This window comes from Halopseudomonas aestusnigri, assembly GCF_002197985.1.
Lineage (GTDB): Bacteria > Pseudomonadota > Gammaproteobacteria > Pseudomonadales > Pseudomonadaceae > Halopseudomonas > Halopseudomonas aestusnigri.
Genome location: NZ_NBYK01000006.1, coordinates 1 through 19,240 on the forward strand (window position 1 = coordinate 1; position 19,240 = coordinate 19,240).

Consider the following 19,240-nt stretch of genomic DNA (forward strand, 5'->3'; position numbering starts at 1 on the left):
GGTTTTAGAAACAGCCTCAAGCTACAAGCTGCAATAAACACCCAGACCAGCACGTGCCTGGGGTTTGCCTTTGCTTGTAGCTTGCGGCTTGAAGCTTGCAGCTACCGCCAGGCCAGCAACGCTGGCCTAGCGGTCGGCACTGACCTGAAACGTATCCGACAGCTGGTGCAGCCGCGACGCGGTTTCCTTGACCTGCCCCGAGCTGGCGCGCAGTGCGGTAATGACCTGACTCATTGAGCGCGTCGCCTCAGCCACGTGGCCGGCCTGACGACCGTGTTCCTTGCTGTTGGTATCCATCACCGAGATCACCTCGAACAGCTCCTCGACGGTCTGGTACAGCAAGTCATTGTCATCCGACGCGCTGGCCGCCTGTTGCAGCTGCAGGTCTACATCAGCGACACCGCGCTCCATCACCACCACGGTTTCCCGGGTTGCATCGCGGATGCTGGTAATCCCCTGGCTGATCTCGTCGGCGGCCTTGGCGGTTCGAGCTGCCAGCGCCCTGACCTCGTCCGCCACCACCGCAAAACCACGCCCATGCTCGCCCGCACGGGCGGCCTCAATAGCGGCGTTGAGCGCCAGCAGATTGGTCTGGCTGGTAATGTCGGTAATCAGCGAGACCATGCCGACGATATCGCCGGTGCGATTGTCCAGCACCTGCACACTGGCCGCCGAGCTCTCGACGATATCGCGAATCTTGCGGGTGCCGCTGGTCACCGTATCCAGCCGGGCGCGCGCAGCCTCGACCACGGAGGCCATATTGACCTTCATCTGCGCTGCGGTTTCCGAGGCCGCGTTGACTGTCTGCAATTGCGCCTCGATCATGCCGAGCATCTGCTGGATGTTGCAGGTCACTTCCTCTGCGGTATCGCTGGCCTGCTGATTGCGCCCGAGCATCTGCTCACTGTTCTGCAGCGCATGGCGGCTGGCCTGCTTGACCCGACCAACAATAGTGTCGAGGTTGTCGATAAAGCTGTTGATCCAGCGGCCCAGCTCGCCGGTCTCATCCGGCACCAGGCGGCTGGTATCCATGCGTTGACTGAGGTTGCCCTCGCCTTCGGCAATATTGCGGATGATTTCAGTCATGCGGCCCAGCCGACGCGCCAGCTTGTTCGTGGCACTGTGCCAGAACCACAGGCCCGCCAGACCCAGCACGCCAACGTGAGCGGCCAGCGCTGGCCAGCCATCCAGACCGATCAGATCGAAACCCAGCTGGGCAACAAAGACCAGTGCGGCAAGAATCCAGAAATCCTTCATCAGGTTGTAGCTGAGTGAGCGGTACCGGTAGACCTCTTCCAGGTCTGCTTCGCACATCATGCCCCAGCGGTCGGGCGAGCCCGGCAGACTGAAGGTCACACCCTTGCCTATTACCGGAATGTGACGATAGTCGGAGTAACCGGGGTATTTGACGTAGGTGTTCTCGCCCTTGCGAATAGTCTCTCGCACGCCGGGATGCAGCTGGCCGGTAGCCGGATCGGTAAAACGAACCTCGAACTCGGTGTGCTCGCGCACGCTGACCGTGCCCCAGGCGGTCTTGATCCCGCTTTTGAGGTTATCGCCGTGGCTGAAGGTGTTGTCTTCAAAGCGCGAGCGAGACAACGCACGGCCCGGCTCAATCGAGGGATTGAAGCGTGACTCGACCATGAAGATGTAGTTGTCACCCGACTCCTGATAGATATGTCCGGCCTCACGCTGGATCAGATCACCCAGCACATCGTTGGGTATCCGTGCACAGAGGCAACCAAGCGACTCGCCGTTCGGGCCGTGCAATGGCAAATAGAACATCAGGGTGACGGCATCGTGGAAGCTGGAAGTAGAGGGCCCCAACTTGAGGGTTCGCTGATCGGCGTACGGCCCGTGCAAAAAACGATGCTGCAGCCCCGCCCGCACCGCCTGGGCATCAAGCTGCAAGTCGCTGAGCTGACCGGCGCTGCTGGCCAGCGCGGTACCGTCCGCACCAAGCAGCAGCAGCTCGGAGGCATCCGGCAGCTTGCTGCGCAGTTTACGCAACTGTGCCTCGCTCGCCTCGGCACCGCCGTCGCTCAGCTGCTGACCAATGCCCTGCAGCCCTGCCCACTGGTTGTCGCACCATTGCTGCAACAACCGCACCCTTGTTGCGGCAAGACTGTCGAAAATGGACTCAAGCTGGCCGTAACGGTTGCGGTTGACCCGGCAGGCCCAGCCCATGGCGAGTTTACCGGCTGGCCCGAACCACGGGAGCCACCGCCGCTCCGACACTGACAGGTTCATTTGGTCGCTTTTCAGGCTCATGGTGGCAATCTCCAGCTTCAGTCGAACCAGGCCCGAAGCAATATTCACACCATAAAGCATGGCACCACGTCATCATGCAGCTCGCGTATGGGCACGATGACTGCACCGCCATCAGGCACGCACCACGATAAAGCAGCATTCGCCCCTTAATTGCGCGCACGCACCAATAGCGATCACTACCTGTCCGAATGGTCGGGTTTTCGCGAGATTGCCCGGCCTTCTCCGCGTGCTATGAGCACTAGACCAGTGCAACCGGCGATACCGGTGACCCCACAGCGCCAGGCAATCGCAACGGCGGCGCGGTCAGCAGAAAGCGATTGCGCCCACTGGCACGAAGGTGACTGACCAACTCGGTCAAATACCACAATTCCCCCAGATGTACGCCCAGCTTGAACAGACAATGCTCATGCAGCGGCAAAGCAGCACAGCAGCCCTGCCCCTCACGCGCCGGGTAGGCTTCAACCGCGTAGTTGTCGGCAATCAGCACGCTCAGGCCGCTATCGGTAATCCACTGCAGCAGCGCCGGATCACGGCCGTCGAGCACCGCGCAGCTGGATGCCAGTCGCGCCGCGTCGGGTTGGCGGTCCATCTCCAGAATCACGTCGGCGAACCCGGTATACAGACAAACCATGTCCCCCGGTTCCACCACCACGCCGTCCGCCTGCATGATCTGCTGCAGCCGTGCATAGTCGACCAGCACCCGCTCCCGACCGCAGTGCCGCTCCAGGTCAATCAGCACAGCGCGACCACTCACCGCCGTCTCGGCCATCTTCTCGATGCCCAGCCGCGTGGCGTTTACGCCCTCCAGCGCGTCCTCGTGACCGGAAGGCCCGCAAATATGCTCGCCCGCCTTCCAGCCGTTGTAATACAGCGGCTCGGCCACCCCGTCACCGTCGGCGTCAAAAAGCCCGCCCACGTGCGAGAGCGCATCCCACTGGGTTGAATACTGGGTAAACAGCAATACCGCATCGTCGCTGACCACGTCGGTAAAACTCGGATTCAGGCGCTGCAGCTCGAAGTTGTAGTTGAGCTTGTCGGCACGCCCGGCGGTAAAGCGTCTGGGCGGGTGACGCAGGCGGTTGAGGGCATTACCGCCGGGATAGTCCAGCGGCAGGCTGAGGCAGAAGCTGCGCCCCTCGCGCACTTCTGCAACGCCCTGCAGCACCTTCTCGGGGGTCAGCAGATTGAGACGGCCAAGTTCGTCGTCCGGACCAAAATCGCCCCAGTTGGAGCCCTCGGGTCGATGTTGCCAACGCATGTGATTCTCCTTGTTGTAATGCGTCATCCGACAATGACATGACAACCGCGCGGTGAACCATTGTCTGCCACACGAATCATTACCGGTGTTGGCAGCGCATAATCGCAACGAGGGTCGCGCCAGCACCGTCCGGCGTGCTTTACTTGCGCCTTTTCAACTAGCGGAGCACGGGCTGACGATGGAGTGGCTGCAGGTTTTCATTCTGGCAATTGTTCAGGGCATCACCGAATTTCTGCCGGTATCAAGCTCGGCCCACCTGATTCTGGTGCCGGTGCTGACCGACTGGCCCGATCAGGGGCTGGCCTTTGACGTTGCCCTGCATCTGGGCAGCCTGTCCGCCGTGCTGATCTACTTCCGCCGCGACATCCTCGGCATGACTGTCAGCTGGGGCCGCTCACTGACCACCCGCCAGCTGGATGACGACGCAAGACTGGCCTGGGCGGTGATCCTCGGTACCATTCCCGTAGGGCTGGCAGGGCTGCTGCTCAAAGACACGATCGAGACCGTGCTGCGCTCGCCCATCTATCTGTCGATCGGCCTGATTGCCTTCGGCCTGCTGCTGGGCTGGGCCGACTGGCGCCACCGCGGCAGCCGCAGCGAGCACCAGATGACCTGGAAGGATGTGCTGTTCATCGGCTGCGCGCAGGCGCTGGCGCTGTTTCCCGGCACTTCGCGCTCCGGCATCACCATGACCGCCGCGCTGATGCTGGGCCTGAGCCGCGAAGCCTCGGCGCGCTTCTCGTTCCTGCTGTCGATTCCGGTGATCGTACTGGCCTGCGGGCTGGAAACCATCGAGCTGATCGAAAGCAAGGTTGCCGTCGACTGGCTGCACATGGCCGCCGGTGTGCTGCTGTCCGGTATCAGCGCCTACCTGTGCATCCACTACTTCCTGGCGTTCATCAAGCGGATCGGCATGCAGCCCTTTGTGATCTACCGCATTGTGCTGGGCGTGCTACTGCTCTGGGTCTTCCTGTAACCCGCGCAACGCACCGAACTTGAGCAACAGCCGGCTTGGTTCGGCGGCGCGCAGCCCCAGCTCGCCCAGGCGGGTATCTCGCAACCAGCTGAACGCGCGGTGAGTCTGCCCCGCCTCGGCGAGGCAACCGCTGACCACCAGCAGCTCACCCGCCGGGTCTCCCTGCCAGCGCAGCTCCGCCCCGGCCCGGCAATCCAGCAGCCAGGTCCGCTCGCAGCCGTGCTGGTGCAGCAAGCTGCCGCTGACACTGGAACAAAAGATCACCGAGTTCGCGCTGTCAGCGGTCAGACGCACGGTTGCCTGATCGTCCCCGGCGAACTGATTGAGCTTGACGAAAATCAGGCAGCCCGGCTGCGAAAAAGGCGCATGCTCTGACCCCGCCGGGCTACGCAGATAGCTGCCGACAGGATAATCACCCGACTGATCGCTGAACACGCCGTCCAGCACCAGAATCTCTTCTCCGGCCGGATGCCGATGAACCGGGAAACGTGCACCCGGCAGATACTCCACCAGACTGGTTACCTGTCCGCTCTCCGGTGCCTCACGCTCCAGCTGCCAGCGCCTGATCGGCGCTTGCGGCGCCGCCTGCCAGTGCTGATCCTGCGGGCCGACGCGACAGGGCAGTCGACGGTCCATGCGCAGCGGCTGAAATTCAGTCATGGGCAGGCTCTCCCAACAGCTTCTCGATTTCGTCGGCCGGTAACGGACGGTTGAACAGGTACCCCTGTCCCATATCGCAACCAAGGCCGCGCAACAGGGCTTCCTGCTCCTCGGTTTCCACACCCTCGGCAATCACTTTCAGCTGCAGGCTCTTGCCGAGCGCGATGATGGCGCGCGCCATCGCGCTGTCACTGTCACTGCCCGGCAGGTCGGAGACAAAGCCGCGATCAATTTTCAACTTGTTGACCGGCATGCGCTTGAGCCGCAGCAACGACGAGTAGCCGGTGCCAAAATCATCGATTGCCAGGCCGACTCCCAACTCCGACAGTCGATCCAGCAGCTGGACGCCCGCTGCATTGAAGTGCATGACCTCGTCTTCGGTTACCTCCAGCTCAAGACACTCCGCAGGCAGTCCATAGCGTCTGAGCACCGTAGACACACTACCAAACACATCACCGCGCTCCATCCAGTAGCCGGACATGTTGACCGCAACGGTCTTCAGCGGATAGCCAGCATCCATCCAGGACCGCAACTGTCGGCAGGCCTCATTGAGTACGTACTCATCAATATCGCTCATCAGACCGGCGTTGCGCGCGACCGGCAGAAACTCGTTGGGAGCTACCAGCCCCTGGGTTGGATGTTGCCAGCGTACCAGCGCTTCGAGGCTGACAAAGCAGTCACTGCGCAAGTCCTTCTGCAGTTGGTAATACACACGCAGCTGGTTGTATCTGATCGCTTCGTGCAGGTCGGTTTCCAGACTCAGGCGGCGACGCGCCAATTCGGTCAGCTCCTGGGTGTAGAAGGCATAACCGTTGCGCCCCCGCTGCTTGGCCAGCGACATGGCAGAGTCGGCATTTTTCAGCAGTTCGGCCCCATCCCGGCCATCCTGCGGAAACAGCGCCAGACCGATACTGGCGCTCATGTGCAGCACCTGGCCCGACAGCTCAAACGGCTTCTGCAGCAGGCGCAGGATGCGCTCGGCCAGCTTGCCCATCTGGCTTGCCGATACATCGCGCTCAAGCAGCAGGGCAAACTCGTCGCTGCTGAGCCGGGCCAGCGTGTCGCTCTCCTCGCATACCTGCAGCACCCGCTGGGCGACCAGCTGCAGCAGTTGGTCACCAGCGCTGTGTCCGAGGCTATCGTTGACACCCTTGAAGCGATCCAGATCGATAAACAGCAGCCCAAGCCCTCCTTCCTGTCGACGGGAGCGGGCAATGGCGGTGCTCAGACGTTCGTTCAGCAGCAGCCGGTTGGGCAGCTTGGTCAGCGGATCGTGGTGCGCCAAATAATCGATTTCCTGCTGATTGCGCTTGATCACGCTCATATCCGCAAACACCGCCACATAATGACTCAACTCGCCACGGTGGTCCTTCACGCTGATGATGTTCTGCCATTGCGGATAGATTTCGCCGTTCTTGCGCCGATTCCAGACTTCCCCGGACCAGCGCCCGGTGGCATGCAATTGCTGCCAGAGCTGACGATAGAAGGTGCGATCATGACGGCCGGAGGCAAGCATACGCGGCTGCCGGCCAATCACCTCGGAGGGTTCGTAACCGGTGATCTTGCAGAAGGCATTGTTGACATCCAGGATGGTCTGATCGACGTCACAGATCAGCATCCCCTCACTGGTGCAGTCGAACATCACACCGGCCTGGCGCAGGCGCTGTTCGCGGTCAATCTGCTCGGTGACATCACGCAGCATGCCCACCAGCCGCACGGCGCGGCCGCTTTCGTCGCGCACCGCCTTGCCGCCGACCTGAATCCAGCGATTGCCATCCTGCCGGCTAATCCGATAGCTGACATCCAGGCGCTCGGAGTCCCCACGCAGATGGCGCACCAGCTCCCGGCGGGCCAGCTCGCGGTCCTCGGGATACAGCAACTCCAGCCAGTCCGGGAGCAAGGCGCCCTGCTGGGCAAGTCCGAGAATTTCCCGACCGCGCAACGAGACATACATTTCGCCACTGGCGATATCCCAGTCCCAGAGACCATCGTTGCCCCCTATCAGGGCAAGATTGAAGCGCTCCTGACTGCGCCTGAGCGCCTCTTCATGCTGGCGCCGACGACGCAGGTGGTAACGCACGAGAAAATACAGCCCAGTGCCGGTCACCAGCACAAAGGCCGTGCCCTTGATGCTCTGCAACCGCGCCTGCAGCGCGGGATCAAGCAACTGCAGCAGGCTATCGCTGAACAGGATCCAGGCCGTGGCCATGACGACATAGGACAGGGCCACCGTCAGGGCGCCAGCGCTGGATCTCATACCGGTTTTCCGGAGCAGTTCATCAACATTCGGAAACTATAGCAGGTGGTGCGGAGCGACCCGCGGTCATGTTCATCACACATCGGTTGGTCCATAATCACCGGGAAACGGGCTTTTGCCCGCGTATTCTAACGAGGTAAAGCAGATTTATGTGGTACAACGGCATTCTCAACTGGTCGGCGTGGCAGCTGCTGGCGGCCACTCTGGTCCTGACCCACATCACCATCGTCAGCGTCACAGTCTACCTGCATCGCTATTCCGCGCACCGCTCGCTGGAACTGCACCCGGCGCTCAAGCATTTTTTCCGTTTCTGGTTGTGGCTGACAACCAGCATGAACACCCGCGAATGGACCGCCATTCACCGCAAGCACCACGCCAAGTGCGAAACCCCTGACGACCCGCACAGCCCGGTGCACAAGGGGCTTTTGACCGTGCTGCGCAAGGGCGCCGAGCTGTACATGGAAGAGGCAAAAAACGAAGAGACGCTGCGCATCTACGGCAAAAACTGCCCGGATGACTGGATCGAACGCAACCTCTACCAGCGCTTCCCGCTGGCCGGCGTCACCCTGATGGCGCTGATCGACATCGCTCTGTTCGGGGTGCTCGGCATTACCGTCTGGGCAGTGCAGATGCTCTGGATTCCGGTGCTGGCCGCCGGCGTGATCAATGGCCTGGGCCATGCCGTCGGCTATCGCAACTTCGAATGCCGCGACGCTGCCACCAACCTGCTGCCCTGGGGCATTCTGATTGGCGGCGAGGAGCTGCACAACAACCACCATACCTATCCCAACTCGGCCAAGCTGTCGGTCAAAAAGTGGGAATTCGACATGGGCTGGATGTGGATTCGCCTGTTCAGCCTGCTGGGTCTGGCTGAAGTGCGCCGTACCGCGCCGATCGCCCACAAGATTCGCGGCAAGCAGACGCTGGACATGGACACCGCCATGGCGATTCTCAACAACCGCTTCCAGATCATGGCGCAGTACCGCAAGCATGTGATCAAGCCGCTGGTGCGCAGCGAGATAGCCCGTCTCGACGCCTCGATGCACCATCTGTTCCGCCGCGCCAAACGCCTGCTCAGTCGCGAAACCAGCCTGCTGGACGACAGGCATCAGGCACGCATCCAGGCCATGCTGGATCACAGCCAGGCGCTCAAGGTGATCTACGAGAAGCGCCTTGCGCTGCAGCAGATCTGGGGACGTACCAGCGCCAACAGCCACGAAATGCTGCAGGCACTGAAAGACTGGTGTCATCAGGCAGAGGAAAGTGGCATCAAGGCACTGCAGGATTTTGCCTGGCACCTGCGCAGCTACTCGCTGCGACCGAATATGGCCTGAATAGAGCCGTCCTTGTGCGGCTCGCCATGATCCGCACAAGGCGCTAGACTCAGCCTCTGCCAGCACGAACAAGACAGGTAGCAGCGGATGCGAGCCTTACTGCCATTGACCCTGCTGCTGGCCAGCCCTCTGCTGCTGGCCGGCAATATCTACAAATACACCGACGCCAACGGTGTCACGACCTATACCGACCGGAAAGTCGAAGGTGCCGAGGTCATCGTTTTCCGTGACGCCATGGTCGAGAACGTCGATCGAGAGGTCTACGTCACCAAGCAGCGCCACGCCGGCGGTGAAACCCTGATTGTTCACAATGACCTGTTCGCCCCGGTCGAAGTTCGCCTGAGCATCAGCAACGCGCGCAACGTGACTGGCGTGCCCGCCGCCCCGATCAACTGGGTGTTACCACCACGCCAGCAAATCCGCCTCGTGACCCTGCAACCCACCGACAACGGCGAGCCGCACTATGACTACCGGCTGGAACACGCCCTTGGCGACCCGCGCGCGCAGCAGTCACTGAGCCACTATCCTCTGCCCTGGCGCGGCGGCCCGTTCCGCATGACCCAGGGCCCGGGCGGCCGCTATAGCCATACCGGCCCCAAGGGCCGCTATGCCTTCGACATTGCCATGCCGGTTGGCACCCCCATTGTGGCGGCCCGCGCCGGCCAGGTGGTGAAGATCGAAAACAACCAGACCGGCCGCGGCACCAACCCCTCGGGCAACTTTGTGCGCCTGCTGCACGATGACGGCACCATGGGTGTGTACCTGCACCTCAAGCGCGGCTCAGTTCAGGTCAGCGAGGGACAGCGAGTCCATCCCGGTCAGTTGCTGGCGCTATCGGGCAACACCGGCAACAGCACCGGCCCGCACCTGCACTTTGTAGTGCAGAAGAATGTCGGCCTGCAGACGGTGTCCATCCCCTTCGAGTTTGCCCAGCCGGTCGACAGCCTGCCGAATTTTGCTATCGGCGGCGAACCCTGAGCTTGAGGTCTGTTGACACCTCGCTCGCCGGACCCTGAATCACAGACAACAAAAAACCCGCTCAAGGCGGGTTTTTTGACAGCAAGCGAAGATCTTATTTGATCTTGGCTTCCTTGTAGGTCACGTGCTTACGCGCGACCGGATCGAATTTCTTGATTTCGATCTTGTCGGGAGTGGTGCGCTTGTTCTTGTCGGTAGTGTAGAAGTGACCAGTACCGGCAGAGGACACCAAACGAATCAATTCACGCATGATGATGCTCCTTAGACTTTTTCGCCGCGGGCGCGGATTTCGGCCAGAACCGCGTCAATACCGCGCTTGTCGATGATGCGCATGCCCTTGGCAGTAGTGCGCAGACGGACGAAACGCTTTTCCGACTCAACCCAGAAACGATGGTACTGCAGGTTAGGCAGAAAACGACGCTTGGTTTTGTTGTTAGCGTGGGAAACGTTGTTCCCAGTAACCGGACCCTTACCGGTCACCTGACATACTCGAGACATGGTTAACCCTCTCCAACCACTTGCCCAACCCGAACTGGTTGGAAGCCATAAAAGAATCTGTTGTCCAGCCGGGGCGAGTGGATTTAACCTGCCTGAAACACGCTAAACAGGCGCAGCCCCGAGAAGAGCGGAGCTTTATACCAAAATGCGTGCCTGCAAGCAACGCTTTTTCATTCTGCGCGCAATTATTACCAGCCTTACAACAGCCCCCGCTCGGCCATGGAAACCGGCTCGCCATCACCGATAACCAGATGGTCGAGTACGCGGATATCCAGCAACGCCAGACTGTCGCGCAGGCGCCGGGTCAGCTGCAGGTCCGCCTGACTGGGCTCTGCCACGCCCGACGGATGGTTGTGGGTCAGAATCAGCGCCGCAGCATTGAGCGCCAGCGCCCGTTTGAGCACCTCGCGCGGATAAACACTGGCACTGTCGATAGTGCCGCGAAACAACTCCTCGAACGCAATCACCCGATGCTGACTGTCCAGGAACAGGCAGGCAAAGACCTCGTGCGGCAGCGCTGCCAGACGACTGCGCAAAAACTGTCGTACCGTGCCCGGCGACGTCAGCGCATCGCCCCGCTTCAGATCCTCGAACAGGTGGCGTCGGCCCATTTCCAGTACCGCCTGCAAGTGCGCATACTTGGCCGGCCCGAGCCCGGCGTGGGCCGAGAACGTGGACAGATCCGCCTGCAGCAACGCGCGCAGGCTGCCGAAGCCGGCCAGCAGCCGCCGAGCCAAGTCCACAGCGCTGCAGCCGGGCAGGCCGGTACGCAGAAAAATCGCCAGCAGCTCGGCGTCCGATAACGCCCCGGCACCCTGCGCCAACAGTTTTTCCCGGGGCCGCTCAGCCTCGGGCCAATCGGTTATCGCCATACTCCCTCTCCGCACCCTCGGACCGTCCCTGAACACCTGCGACCCCCTCGCTCGCAGGCGCGCGGCATCCACCGCTGTGCTATCGTAGCGGGCATTTCGCAGGGCCCGCACAGCCCCGCCCGCAGCATGAGGGGAAGTTCACAATGCAGTCGCTATTTAACAAGCAGGTGGTGCTTGGTGTCAGTGGTGGCATCGCTGCCTATAAAAGTGCAGAGCTGATCAGACGCCTGCGCGACGCCGGCGCCGAGGTACGTGTTGTCATGACCAACGCGGCCCGCGAGTTCATTACCCCTCTGACCCTGCAGGCGCTGTCCGGGCACCCGGTACACGGCGACCTGCTGGACCCCGCCGCCGAGGCCGCGATGGGCCACATTGAGCTGGCGCGCTGGGCCGACCTGGTGCTTATTGCTCCGGCAACCGCCGACATGATGGCCCGCCTGGCCCAGGGCCGTGGTGACGATCTGCTGACCACGCTGGTCCTGGCTACCGATGCGCCTGTTGCCATTGCCCCGGCGATGAATCAGGCAATGTGGCGCGACCGGGCAACCCAGCACAACCTGGCGCTGCTGCTGGAGCGCGGCGTAAAGGTGTTTGGTCCCGGTGACGGTGGTCAGGCCTGCGGCGACGTTGGTCCCGGTCGCATGCTGGAACCGACCGACATCGCGGCGCGGGCCGCCGAATGTTTCGAGCGCGGCCTGCTTGCCGGCCGCCACATCCTGATCAACGCCGGCCCGACCCGGGAAGCGATCGACCCTGTGCGCTATATCTCCAATCACAGCTCCGGCAAGATGGGCTTCGCCCTTGCCGAAGCAGCCGCCGAAGCGGGCGCTCGGGTCACCCTGGTGGCTGGCCCGGTCAATCTGCCGACACCGGCACGGGTTCAGCGAGTCGACGTCGTCAGTGCACAACAGATGCTTGATGCGTGCCTGGCCGCCCTGCCGGCAGATCTGTTCATTGCCTCGGCAGCCGTTGCCGACTATCGACCAGATGCCTGCGCCGAGCAGAAACTGAAAAAGACACCGGGCAGCGACGACGGCATGACCCTGACGCTAGTGCGCAACCCCGACATTCTCGCCACCCTGGCCAGCCACAGCGAGCGCCCGGGCTTTTGCGTCGGCTTTGCTGCAGAAACACAGGATGTACTCGGTTACGCCCGCGACAAGCTGCAGCGCAAGAATCTCGACCTGATCATCGCCAATGATGTCAGCCAGAGCGGGATCGGTTTTAATAGTGATGACAACGCGGTCACCCTGATTGATCGGGATCTGACCAGCACCCACCTGCCGCAGGCCAGCAAACAGAAACTGGCCCGTGACCTGATCAGCCGTCTGGCCACCCGCCTGGACCGCCACTGAGGAGCCCTGATGCACGCGCTGCAAGCCAAAGTACTGGACCCCCGCCTCGGCACCGAGTGGCCGCTGCCCGCCTACGCCACCGACGGCTCCGCCGGACTGGACCTGCGCGCCATGCTGGATGCTCCATTGACCCTTGCGCCGGGCCAGACCGAGCTGCTGCCAAGCGGGCTGGCGATTCATATTGCCGACCCGGGGCTGGCGGCAATGATCCTGCCCCGCTCAGGTATGGGCCACAAGCACGGAATAGTGCTGGGCAATCTGGTGGGCCTGATCGACTCCGACTACCAGGGCCAACTGATGGTGTCCTGCTGGAACCGCAGCAGCAGTGCCTTTACCATCAACCCCGGCGAGCGCATCGCACAGCTGGTGCTGGTCCCGGTATTGCAGGCACAACTGCAGATTGTCGACAGTTTTGATGATAGCCAGCGCGGTGCTGGCGGATTCGGTCACACAGGAAGCCACTGATCGCGCAATCGGCGTGTCGGTGCAGGGAGGCTCAGAAATAACAATGAAACTGACCCGAAAAACCAGCAGCAAACCGGGCTTGCCCAGCGTCGGACTGCCGATTGCACTGAGCCTTACCGGAATCGCGGCGGCGGCAGCCGTACTCTGGCTGGCGGTAACCGACTATGCCGCGCAGCGTACTGACGAACTGGTATCCAGCTACGCGCAGCAGCAGGTAAGCGCGCTCAACCAGAGCATGGCCCAGCTGGACCGGGACCTCACCCGTCTGGCCGCCAATCCGCAACTGCAAGTGTCGCTGAGCAGCCCGCTGGAACGCCTGCTGCGCTATCACGGTGCGGACACGCTGGCGATCTACACCAACGCCAACGGCCGTGCAGAACGCATCGAGGACAACCAGGCGCCGTTGAATTTTGCTGCGCTGGACATGATTCGCCGTGCCGAGCAAGGGCTGAGCGTACCAGTGGAAGCGCACAAGGTCGGCGACCAGTGGCTGATCTACGGCGTCGAGCCGCTGCGCGCCTCCGACAATGCTCCGATCGGCGGCACCCTGACCACGGTGATGAAGCTGTCCCGAATCACCGCAACCCTGCCGGAGCTGCCTCCTGAAACGGGTCAGGTTCGCCTTGTACAACAGTTCCCCAACGCCCCGGAACAGGTTCTGCTGCAACGCGGCGAGGGTGGCGGCAACGCGCTTACCCTGAAAACCGATAACCCCGCCTGGCGCCTGGAATTCCGCCCGGGACCGGCCGTCTCGGCCAGCACGCCAAATCGGCTGATGCTGACCACAGCCGGTCTGGTTGCGCTGCTAGGCAGCCTGCTGGGGCTGCTGTTGCTGCAACGCAGCTGGAGCAGTGCCCTGCGCGCCGACGCCAGCACCCTGACCCAGCTGACCCTTGGCCACAAGGCACACAGCATTAAGCTGGGGCCGCTGGAGCCACTGCCGAACAACATTCAGCAGTTGCTCAAGCGCGCGCCCGAAAGCGGCAGCACACCCGAAGGCAACCCGGACAGCCCGCCGGCGAAGCCAGCCACGTCGCCACTGCCGGACGGCGACGTGCTTGATATCGACATCCTGGAAGACGACCCCTTCAACATGCAGATACCCGACGCCGATAGCGGCACACAACACGCCAGCATCCCCGAGCTGCCGGCTGAAATCTTCCGCGCCTACGACATTCGCGGTGTTGTGGGCAAAAGCCTGACCGAAGACGGTGTCTATTGGCTGGGTCGCGCCATCGGCAGCGCCTCGCTCGACGCCGGCGAGCCACGGGTTGTGGTTGGCCGCGACGGTCGCCTGTCCGGCCCGGCGCTGAGCGAGCGGCTGATTCAGGGCCTGGTCGACAGCGGCTGTCAGGTCGCCGACCTTGGCATGGTGCCGACGCCGGTTGTCTACTTCGCGACCAACACCACCGACGCCAGCTCCGGCGTGATGATCACCGGCAGCCACAACCCGCCGGCTTACAACGGCCTGAAGATCGTCATCGCCGGGCAAACCCTGTCCGGTGAGCAGATCACCGCGCTGCACCGTCGCCTGCAGCAGAACCAGCTGCTGAGCGGCAGCGGCAGCCGCAGCAGCCTCGAGATACTCGATCACTACCTGAACCACATCGTTGAAGACGTCCTGATCGCAAGACCGCTCAAGGTGGTGGTCGACTGCGGCAACGGCGTCGGCGGCGTGATTGCCGAACGCTTGCTGGAAGGGATCGGCTGCGAGGTGGTTCCTCTGTACTGCGACGTCGACGGCCTGTTCCCAAACCACCACCCGGATCCGGGCAAACCGGAGAACCTGACCGCGCTGATCGAGACCGTGCAGCGCGAAGGCGCCGATCTCGGCGTTGCCTTTGACGGCGATGCCGACCGCCTCGGCTTTGTCACCAACAGCGGCGAGATGATCTACCCGGATCGACTGATGATGCTGTTTGCCGAGGACATCGTCACCCGCAACCCCGGCGCCGATATCGTCTTTGACGTCAAATGCTCACGCCAGCTGCCGCAGGTCATCAGCCGCGCCGGCGGCCGCCCGATCATGTGGAAATCCGGACACTCACTGGTCAAGGCCAAGATGAAAGAGACCGGCGCCCTGCTCGGCGGCGAGATGAGCGGCCACCTGTTCTTCAAGGAACGCTGGTTCGGCTTTGACGATGGTCTCTACAGCGCCTGCCGCCTGCTGGAGCTGCTGTCGCTGCAGCCCGACAGCGCCGATCAGGTGATGGCCCGTTATCCGGCCAGCATCAGCACCCCGGAAATCAACCTTACGGTCGGCGAGGAACGCAAGTTCCAGATCATCGAGGCGCTGACAGCAAAGGGTAACTGGGGCGACGGCGAGGTCACCAGCATCGACGGCATCCGTGTAGACTTCGCCAACAGCTGGGGCCTGATTCGCGCCTCCAACACCACGCCGGTGCTGGTCCTGCGCTTCGAGGCCGACAGCGAAGACGAACTGATCCGCGTGCAGGACCTGTTCCGCTCCCAGCTGTTAAGCATTGCCCCTGACCTGCAACCTACGTTCTGAATTACCACAGGAGACACCAGACCACCATGTTGAGTCGCGACGCCGCCGCCCAGGTTTCACGCGTTCTTACCGAAGCTCTGCCCTACATTCAGCGCTTCACCGGCAAAACCATCGTCATCAAGTACGGCGGAAACGCCATGGAGAACGATGAGCTGAAAAACAGCTTTGCCCGCGACATCGTGCTGATGAAGACGGTCGGCATCAATCCGGTGGTGGTGCATGGTGGCGGCCCGCAGATCGGTGATCTGCTCAAGCGACTGAACATCGAAAGCCAGTTCATCGAAGGCATGCGGGTGACCGACAGCCAGACCATGGATGTGGTCGAGATGGTCCTTGGCGGCCAAGTCAACAAGGACATCGTCAACCTGATCAACCAGCATGGCGGCAGCGCCATCGGCCTGACCGGCAAGGATGCCGGTCTGATCAAGGCCCGCAAGCTGAAAGTCAGCCGTCACACCCCCGGCATGGACAAGCCCGAGATCATCGACATCGGGCATGTGGGCGAGGTCTCCAGCGTCAACGCCAACCTGATCAACCGGCTGGTCTCCGATGACTACATCCCGGTAATCGCGCCGATCGGAGTCGGCACCGATGGCGCCTCCTACAACATCAACGCCGACCTGGTGGCCGGCAAGGTCGCCGAAGCGCTGGGCGCCGAAAAGCTGATGCTGCTGACCAACATCGCCGGACTGATGGACAAGGAAGGCAAGGTGCTGACCGGCCTGAGCACCGCCCAGGTTGATGCGCTGATCGCCGATGGCACTATCTATGGCGGGATGCTGCCGAAGATTCGCTGCGCGCTGGATGCGGTTCAGGGTGGTGTCGGCAGTGCCATCATCGTCGACGGCCGAGTACCCAACGCAGTGCTGCTGGAACTGTTCACAGACACCGGCGTAGGCACCCTGATCACCAATCAGGCACGGAGCGAGTAATGGACAAGGCCGACTTCCGCTTCAGCACGCCGCTGCGCGTGCGCTGGTCTGAAGCGGACCCTCAGGGCATCGTCTTCAACGGCCACTACCTGAACTTTGCCGACGTTGGCGTCACCGAGTACTACCGGGCATTGCGCGCCGCCGCGGGCGTGAAGCCTGGCGAAGGGCTGGATGGCAGCGAGTTTTTTGCCGCCAGAACGCTACTCGACTACAAGGCACCAGCGCTGTTCGATGATCTGCTGGATATTCATCTGCGGGTCTCGCGCTTCGGCAATTCCAGCATGTCCTTTCTGGTGGGAATCTATCGGGAGGACAGCCTGCTGGTCAGCGGCGAGATTGTCTATGTGCATGCCGATCAGCAGACACGTCGGCCAACGCCCATTCCGGAAGCATTCAAGGCGGCAGTGCGCGCCTTCGAACATTGCCTTCCGGCGGAGTCCGGCGCGGCCATTCAGGGCTGAACACAGCCAGGGGCCAGCTGCTACCGGGCAGCCGGCTCCACACCGAGCAGAACAGCCAGACGTGCTCGCTGGCTGGCGTAGTCTGCCTTGACCGCCTCGATATCAGCCTGAGTGCGCTCAATTCGCTGCTGCTGCCGACGGGTTTCGGCATCCACTGTCGCCAACTGGTCAATAATCCCCTGCTCCACCTTGCGTCCGGCCCGCTCAAGATCAGCGGCCTGCGAGCGCAACGTTTCGCGCTCCACCTGAAGCTCGGCAATATTGGCCCGGGCGACGGCAATCTGGTTGTCCAGTTGCTGCAACTGGCGCGCCTGAGCCCGATCCAGGTCGGCGACACTGCTGTAAAGTCGCAGCAGGGTAGCGTCTTCGGCATCCTGTTTCCTGCGGGCTTCCTGCTCTCGTCGCTGCGCCTGACGCTCTTCGGCGGTCGGCGCCGGCGGAATCACCTGCTTGACTCGGCCATTGCTGTCCAGCACCTCGTAACCGTTGGCAATGAAACGGGGCGGCACCTGACGGTCGAGCACCACCACACCGTTATCGTCGGTATAGCGGTACAGCTCTTCGGCAACCCCCGACAAAGGGAGTACCGTCAAGGTCAGTGCAACACAGCTCAAGATCCGTTTCATCGCAGGCGGCTCCTCGTCCGTTCCAGCGTTCCTTGCGAACATCAATGCCGGCCAGATGGCCAATTGGCAGTATATCGACCGCAGACGCCAAACCGTTAATCCATCCTCCGCGCGCAGGCGAGACTGTGATCAGATTCCGTATTCGGCGCGATAGGCCTGTACGGCCGGTAAATACTGCTGCAACTCCGGATCATCCTGGATGAAGGCCATCACCTGATTCAGGCTGACAATGCTGATCACCGGAATGCCAAAGTCACGCTCAACCTCCTGAATGGCGGACAGTTCGCCCTGGCCGCGCTCCTGGCGATCCAGTGCGATCATGACCGCTGCCGGAGTGGCTCCAGCCTGGCGAATGATCTGCATGACCTCACGTACCGCCGTACCGGCAGTGATCACGTCATCGATAATCAGCACGCGGCCTTCCAGCGGCGCGCCCACCAGCGAGCCGCCCTCGCCGTGATCCTTGGCTTCCTTGCGATTGAAGCAGTAGGGCAGATTGCGGTCAAAGCTGTCGGCCAGTGCGACAGCGGTCACCGCCGCCAGCGGGATACCTTTATAGGCGGGCCCGAAAATGACGTCGACATCCGGCAGGCTGCTGTGCACCAGGGCCTGGGCATAGAAGCGGCCCAGTCGACTCAGTGAGGCGCCATCATTGAACAGGCCCGCATTGAAAAAGTACGGACTCTTGCGCCCTGACTTGAGAGTGAACTCGCCAAATCGCAAGACATTGCGATCCAGCGCAAACCGAATGAACTCCCGCTGATATTCGTGCATCTACACCCTCATCATTAACAAAAGGACCGGGGGCTGCTGACGCCGGGGTCATCCGGCGACACTCGTCGCCTGTCCGGAATGACCAAACCAGACGTCTCGTTTCCTGCCCGGCAGCTTTACCGGCTGCACCCAGCGGGTTAACGAAACTACAACAGACCCTCAAGCTCGGGTATCATACACGCTGGTTTTTTGGGGGACCATGCATGCGAATCATCAGTCTCAACGTCAACGGAGTAAAGGCCGCCGCCGAGCGTGGCCTGTTTGACTGGCTGCGCACCCAGGATGCCGATGTCATCTGTCTGCAGGACATCCGCGTCACCGCCCCCGAGCTGGAGCAGGACCCGTACTGGCTGGATGGCTACTGGCAGTACTGCTTCGAAGCCGAAACCCCGTCCCAGGGTGGCGTTGCGATCTACACCCGCACGGCGCCCAAGGCAATCATCATGGGTCTGGGCTTTGAATCTGCCGACCGTTACGGCCGCTTCATGCAGGCCGACTTCGACAAGCTCAGCATCGGCTCGCTGCTGCTGCCATCCGGCCGCGACGGCGATGCGGACCTGAACCAGAAGTTCAAGTTCATGGAAGACTTCGCCAACTACCTGAACAAGCAGCGTCGCAAGCGCCGCGAATTCATCTACTGCGGCTCGCTATACGTTGCCCATCTCAAGCTGGACGTGAAGAACTGGCGTGACTGTCAGAACGAGCCCGGTTTCATGGCGCCCGAACGCGCCTGGATGGACGAGATCTTCGGCAACATGGGCTACGTCGATGCGCTGCGCGAAGTCACCCGCGAATCCGAGCTGTACAGCTGGTGGCCGAACAGCGAGCAGGCGGAAAACCTCAATCTTGGTCTGCGTTTCGACTACCAGTTCCTGACCCCGGGGCTGCGCCGCTTCGTCAAACAGGCCAAGATTCCGCGCAATGTGCGCTTCTCGCAGCACGCACCGGTGATTATCGACTACGACTGGACTCTCAGCATCTGAGGCGCAGCAGATGCAAGGCGGGTGGCCG

Annotated in this window: 18 protein-coding genes; 9 read left to right on the forward strand and 9 right to left on the reverse strand. The window is 61.9% G+C overall.

Annotation, left to right across the window (positions count from 1 at the left end; translation table 11 throughout):
• Positions 1–126: 126 nt before the first annotated feature.
• Positions 127–2,271 (reverse strand): methyl-accepting chemotaxis protein, encoded by a 2,145-nt coding sequence (locus B7O88_RS10130; protein ID WP_200818448.1) that lies wholly within the window; start codon positions 2,269–2,271, stop codon positions 127–129.
• Positions 2,272–2,509: 238 nt separating this feature from the next.
• Entirely contained in the window at positions 2,510–3,529 is a 1,020-nt protein-coding gene (locus B7O88_RS10135) for a cyclase family protein (RefSeq protein WP_200818447.1), read from the reverse strand.
• Positions 3,530–3,707: 178 nt separating this feature from the next.
• Between B7O88_RS10135 and B7O88_RS10140 the strand changes: the two genes are divergently transcribed.
• Positions 3,708–4,505 (forward strand): undecaprenyl-diphosphate phosphatase, encoded by a 798-nt coding sequence (locus B7O88_RS10140; RefSeq protein ID WP_088275746.1) that lies wholly within the window; start codon positions 3,708–3,710, stop codon positions 4,503–4,505.
• Here B7O88_RS10140 and B7O88_RS10145 read toward each other — a convergent pair.
• Positions 4,482–5,165 (reverse strand): cupin domain-containing protein, encoded by a 684-nt coding sequence (locus B7O88_RS10145; RefSeq protein WP_235005774.1) that lies wholly within the window; start codon positions 5,163–5,165, stop codon positions 4,482–4,484. The two genes, B7O88_RS10140 and B7O88_RS10145, sit on opposite strands and share 24 nt — an antisense overlap.
• On the reverse strand, positions 5,158–7,422 hold the full coding sequence (locus tag B7O88_RS10150) for a putative bifunctional diguanylate cyclase/phosphodiesterase (RefSeq protein ID WP_088275747.1): 2,265 nt from the start codon (positions 7,420–7,422) through the stop codon (positions 5,158–5,160). The genes B7O88_RS10145 and B7O88_RS10150 overlap by 8 nt, the downstream gene beginning before the upstream one ends.
• 149 nt (positions 7,423–7,571) lie before the next feature.
• Between B7O88_RS10150 and desA the strand changes: the two genes are divergently transcribed.
• Together desA and B7O88_RS10160 are read left to right on the forward strand one after the other, a co-directional pair.
• The gene (gene desA, locus B7O88_RS10155) at positions 7,572–8,756 is read left to right on the forward strand and encodes a delta-9 fatty acid desaturase DesA (protein WP_088275748.1); all 1,185 of its coding nucleotides are present in this window, start codon (positions 7,572–7,574) and stop codon (positions 8,754–8,756) included.
• Positions 8,757–8,843: 87 nt separating this feature from the next.
• Positions 8,844–9,734: a peptidoglycan DD-metalloendopeptidase family protein gene (locus B7O88_RS10160; protein ID WP_088275749.1), complete on the forward strand. Its 891-nt coding sequence runs from the start codon at positions 8,844–8,846 to the stop codon at positions 9,732–9,734.
• Positions 9,735–9,828: 94 nt separating this feature from the next.
• On the opposite strand, the gene rpmG is transcribed toward B7O88_RS10160, so the two are convergent.
• From rpmG to radC, 3 genes are all read right to left on the reverse strand, one after another.
• Entirely contained in the window at positions 9,829–9,984 is a 156-nt protein-coding gene (rpmG, locus tag B7O88_RS10165) for a 50S ribosomal protein L33 (RefSeq protein ID WP_088275751.1), read from the reverse strand.
• Between the two features lie 11 nt (positions 9,985–9,995).
• Positions 9,996–10,232 carry a 50S ribosomal protein L28 gene (rpmB, locus tag B7O88_RS10170; protein WP_088275752.1) on the reverse strand — a complete coding sequence of 79 codons (237 nt, stop codon included), beginning with the start codon at positions 10,230–10,232 and terminating at the stop codon, positions 9,996–9,998.
• Between the two features lie 197 nt (positions 10,233–10,429).
• Positions 10,430–11,104, reverse strand: coding sequence for a RadC family protein (gene radC / locus B7O88_RS10175; protein ID WP_088275753.1), 675 nt, complete (start codon positions 11,102–11,104; stop codon positions 10,430–10,432).
• 143 nt (positions 11,105–11,247) lie between these two features.
• Between radC and coaBC the strand changes: the two genes are divergently transcribed.
• Genes coaBC through B7O88_RS10200 form a run of 5 tightly spaced genes read left to right on the forward strand, consistent with a single transcriptional unit; the run spans position 11,248 to position 16,829 of the window.
• Complete coding sequence (gene coaBC / locus B7O88_RS10180) at positions 11,248–12,459, forward strand: bifunctional phosphopantothenoylcysteine decarboxylase/phosphopantothenate--cysteine ligase CoaBC (RefSeq protein ID WP_088275754.1); 1,212 nt, start codon at positions 11,248–11,250, stop codon at positions 12,457–12,459.
• 9 nt (positions 12,460–12,468) lie between these two features.
• Positions 12,469–12,924: a dUTP diphosphatase gene (dut, locus tag B7O88_RS10185; RefSeq protein WP_088275755.1), complete on the forward strand. Its 456-nt coding sequence runs from the start codon at positions 12,469–12,471 to the stop codon at positions 12,922–12,924.
• A gap of 43 nt (positions 12,925–12,967) precedes the next feature.
• Positions 12,968–15,436 (forward strand): phosphomannomutase/phosphoglucomutase, encoded by a 2,469-nt coding sequence (locus tag B7O88_RS18285; protein WP_088275756.1) that lies wholly within the window; start codon positions 12,968–12,970, stop codon positions 15,434–15,436.
• Positions 15,437–15,462: 26 nt separating this feature from the next.
• The gene (argB, locus tag B7O88_RS10195; RefSeq protein WP_088275758.1) at positions 15,463–16,368 is read left to right on the forward strand and encodes an acetylglutamate kinase; all 906 of its coding nucleotides are present in this window, start codon (positions 15,463–15,465) and stop codon (positions 16,366–16,368) included.
• Positions 16,368–16,829 carry an acyl-CoA thioesterase gene (locus tag B7O88_RS10200; RefSeq protein WP_088275759.1) on the forward strand — a complete coding sequence of 154 codons (462 nt, stop codon included), beginning with the start codon at positions 16,368–16,370 and terminating at the stop codon, positions 16,827–16,829. Before argB ends, B7O88_RS10200 begins: the two co-directional genes overlap by 1 nt.
• Positions 16,830–16,849: 20 nt before the next feature.
• Here the strand turns inward: B7O88_RS10200 and B7O88_RS10205 are convergent, their stop codons facing one another.
• Together B7O88_RS10205 and pyrE are read right to left on the reverse strand one after the other, a co-directional pair.
• On the reverse strand, positions 16,850–17,455 hold the full coding sequence (locus tag B7O88_RS10205) for a DUF4124 domain-containing protein (protein WP_088275760.1): 606 nt from the start codon (positions 17,453–17,455) through the stop codon (positions 16,850–16,852).
• A gap of 129 nt (positions 17,456–17,584) precedes the next feature.
• Positions 17,585–18,229, reverse strand: a complete 645-nt coding sequence (pyrE, locus tag B7O88_RS10210; RefSeq protein ID WP_088275761.1) for an orotate phosphoribosyltransferase — start codon at positions 18,227–18,229, stop codon at positions 17,585–17,587.
• Between the two features lie 203 nt (positions 18,230–18,432).
• Between pyrE and B7O88_RS10215 the strand changes: the two genes are divergently transcribed.
• On the forward strand, positions 18,433–19,212 hold the full coding sequence (locus B7O88_RS10215) for an exodeoxyribonuclease III (protein ID WP_088275762.1): 780 nt from the start codon (positions 18,433–18,435) through the stop codon (positions 19,210–19,212).
• Positions 19,213–19,240 lie beyond the last annotated feature (28 nt).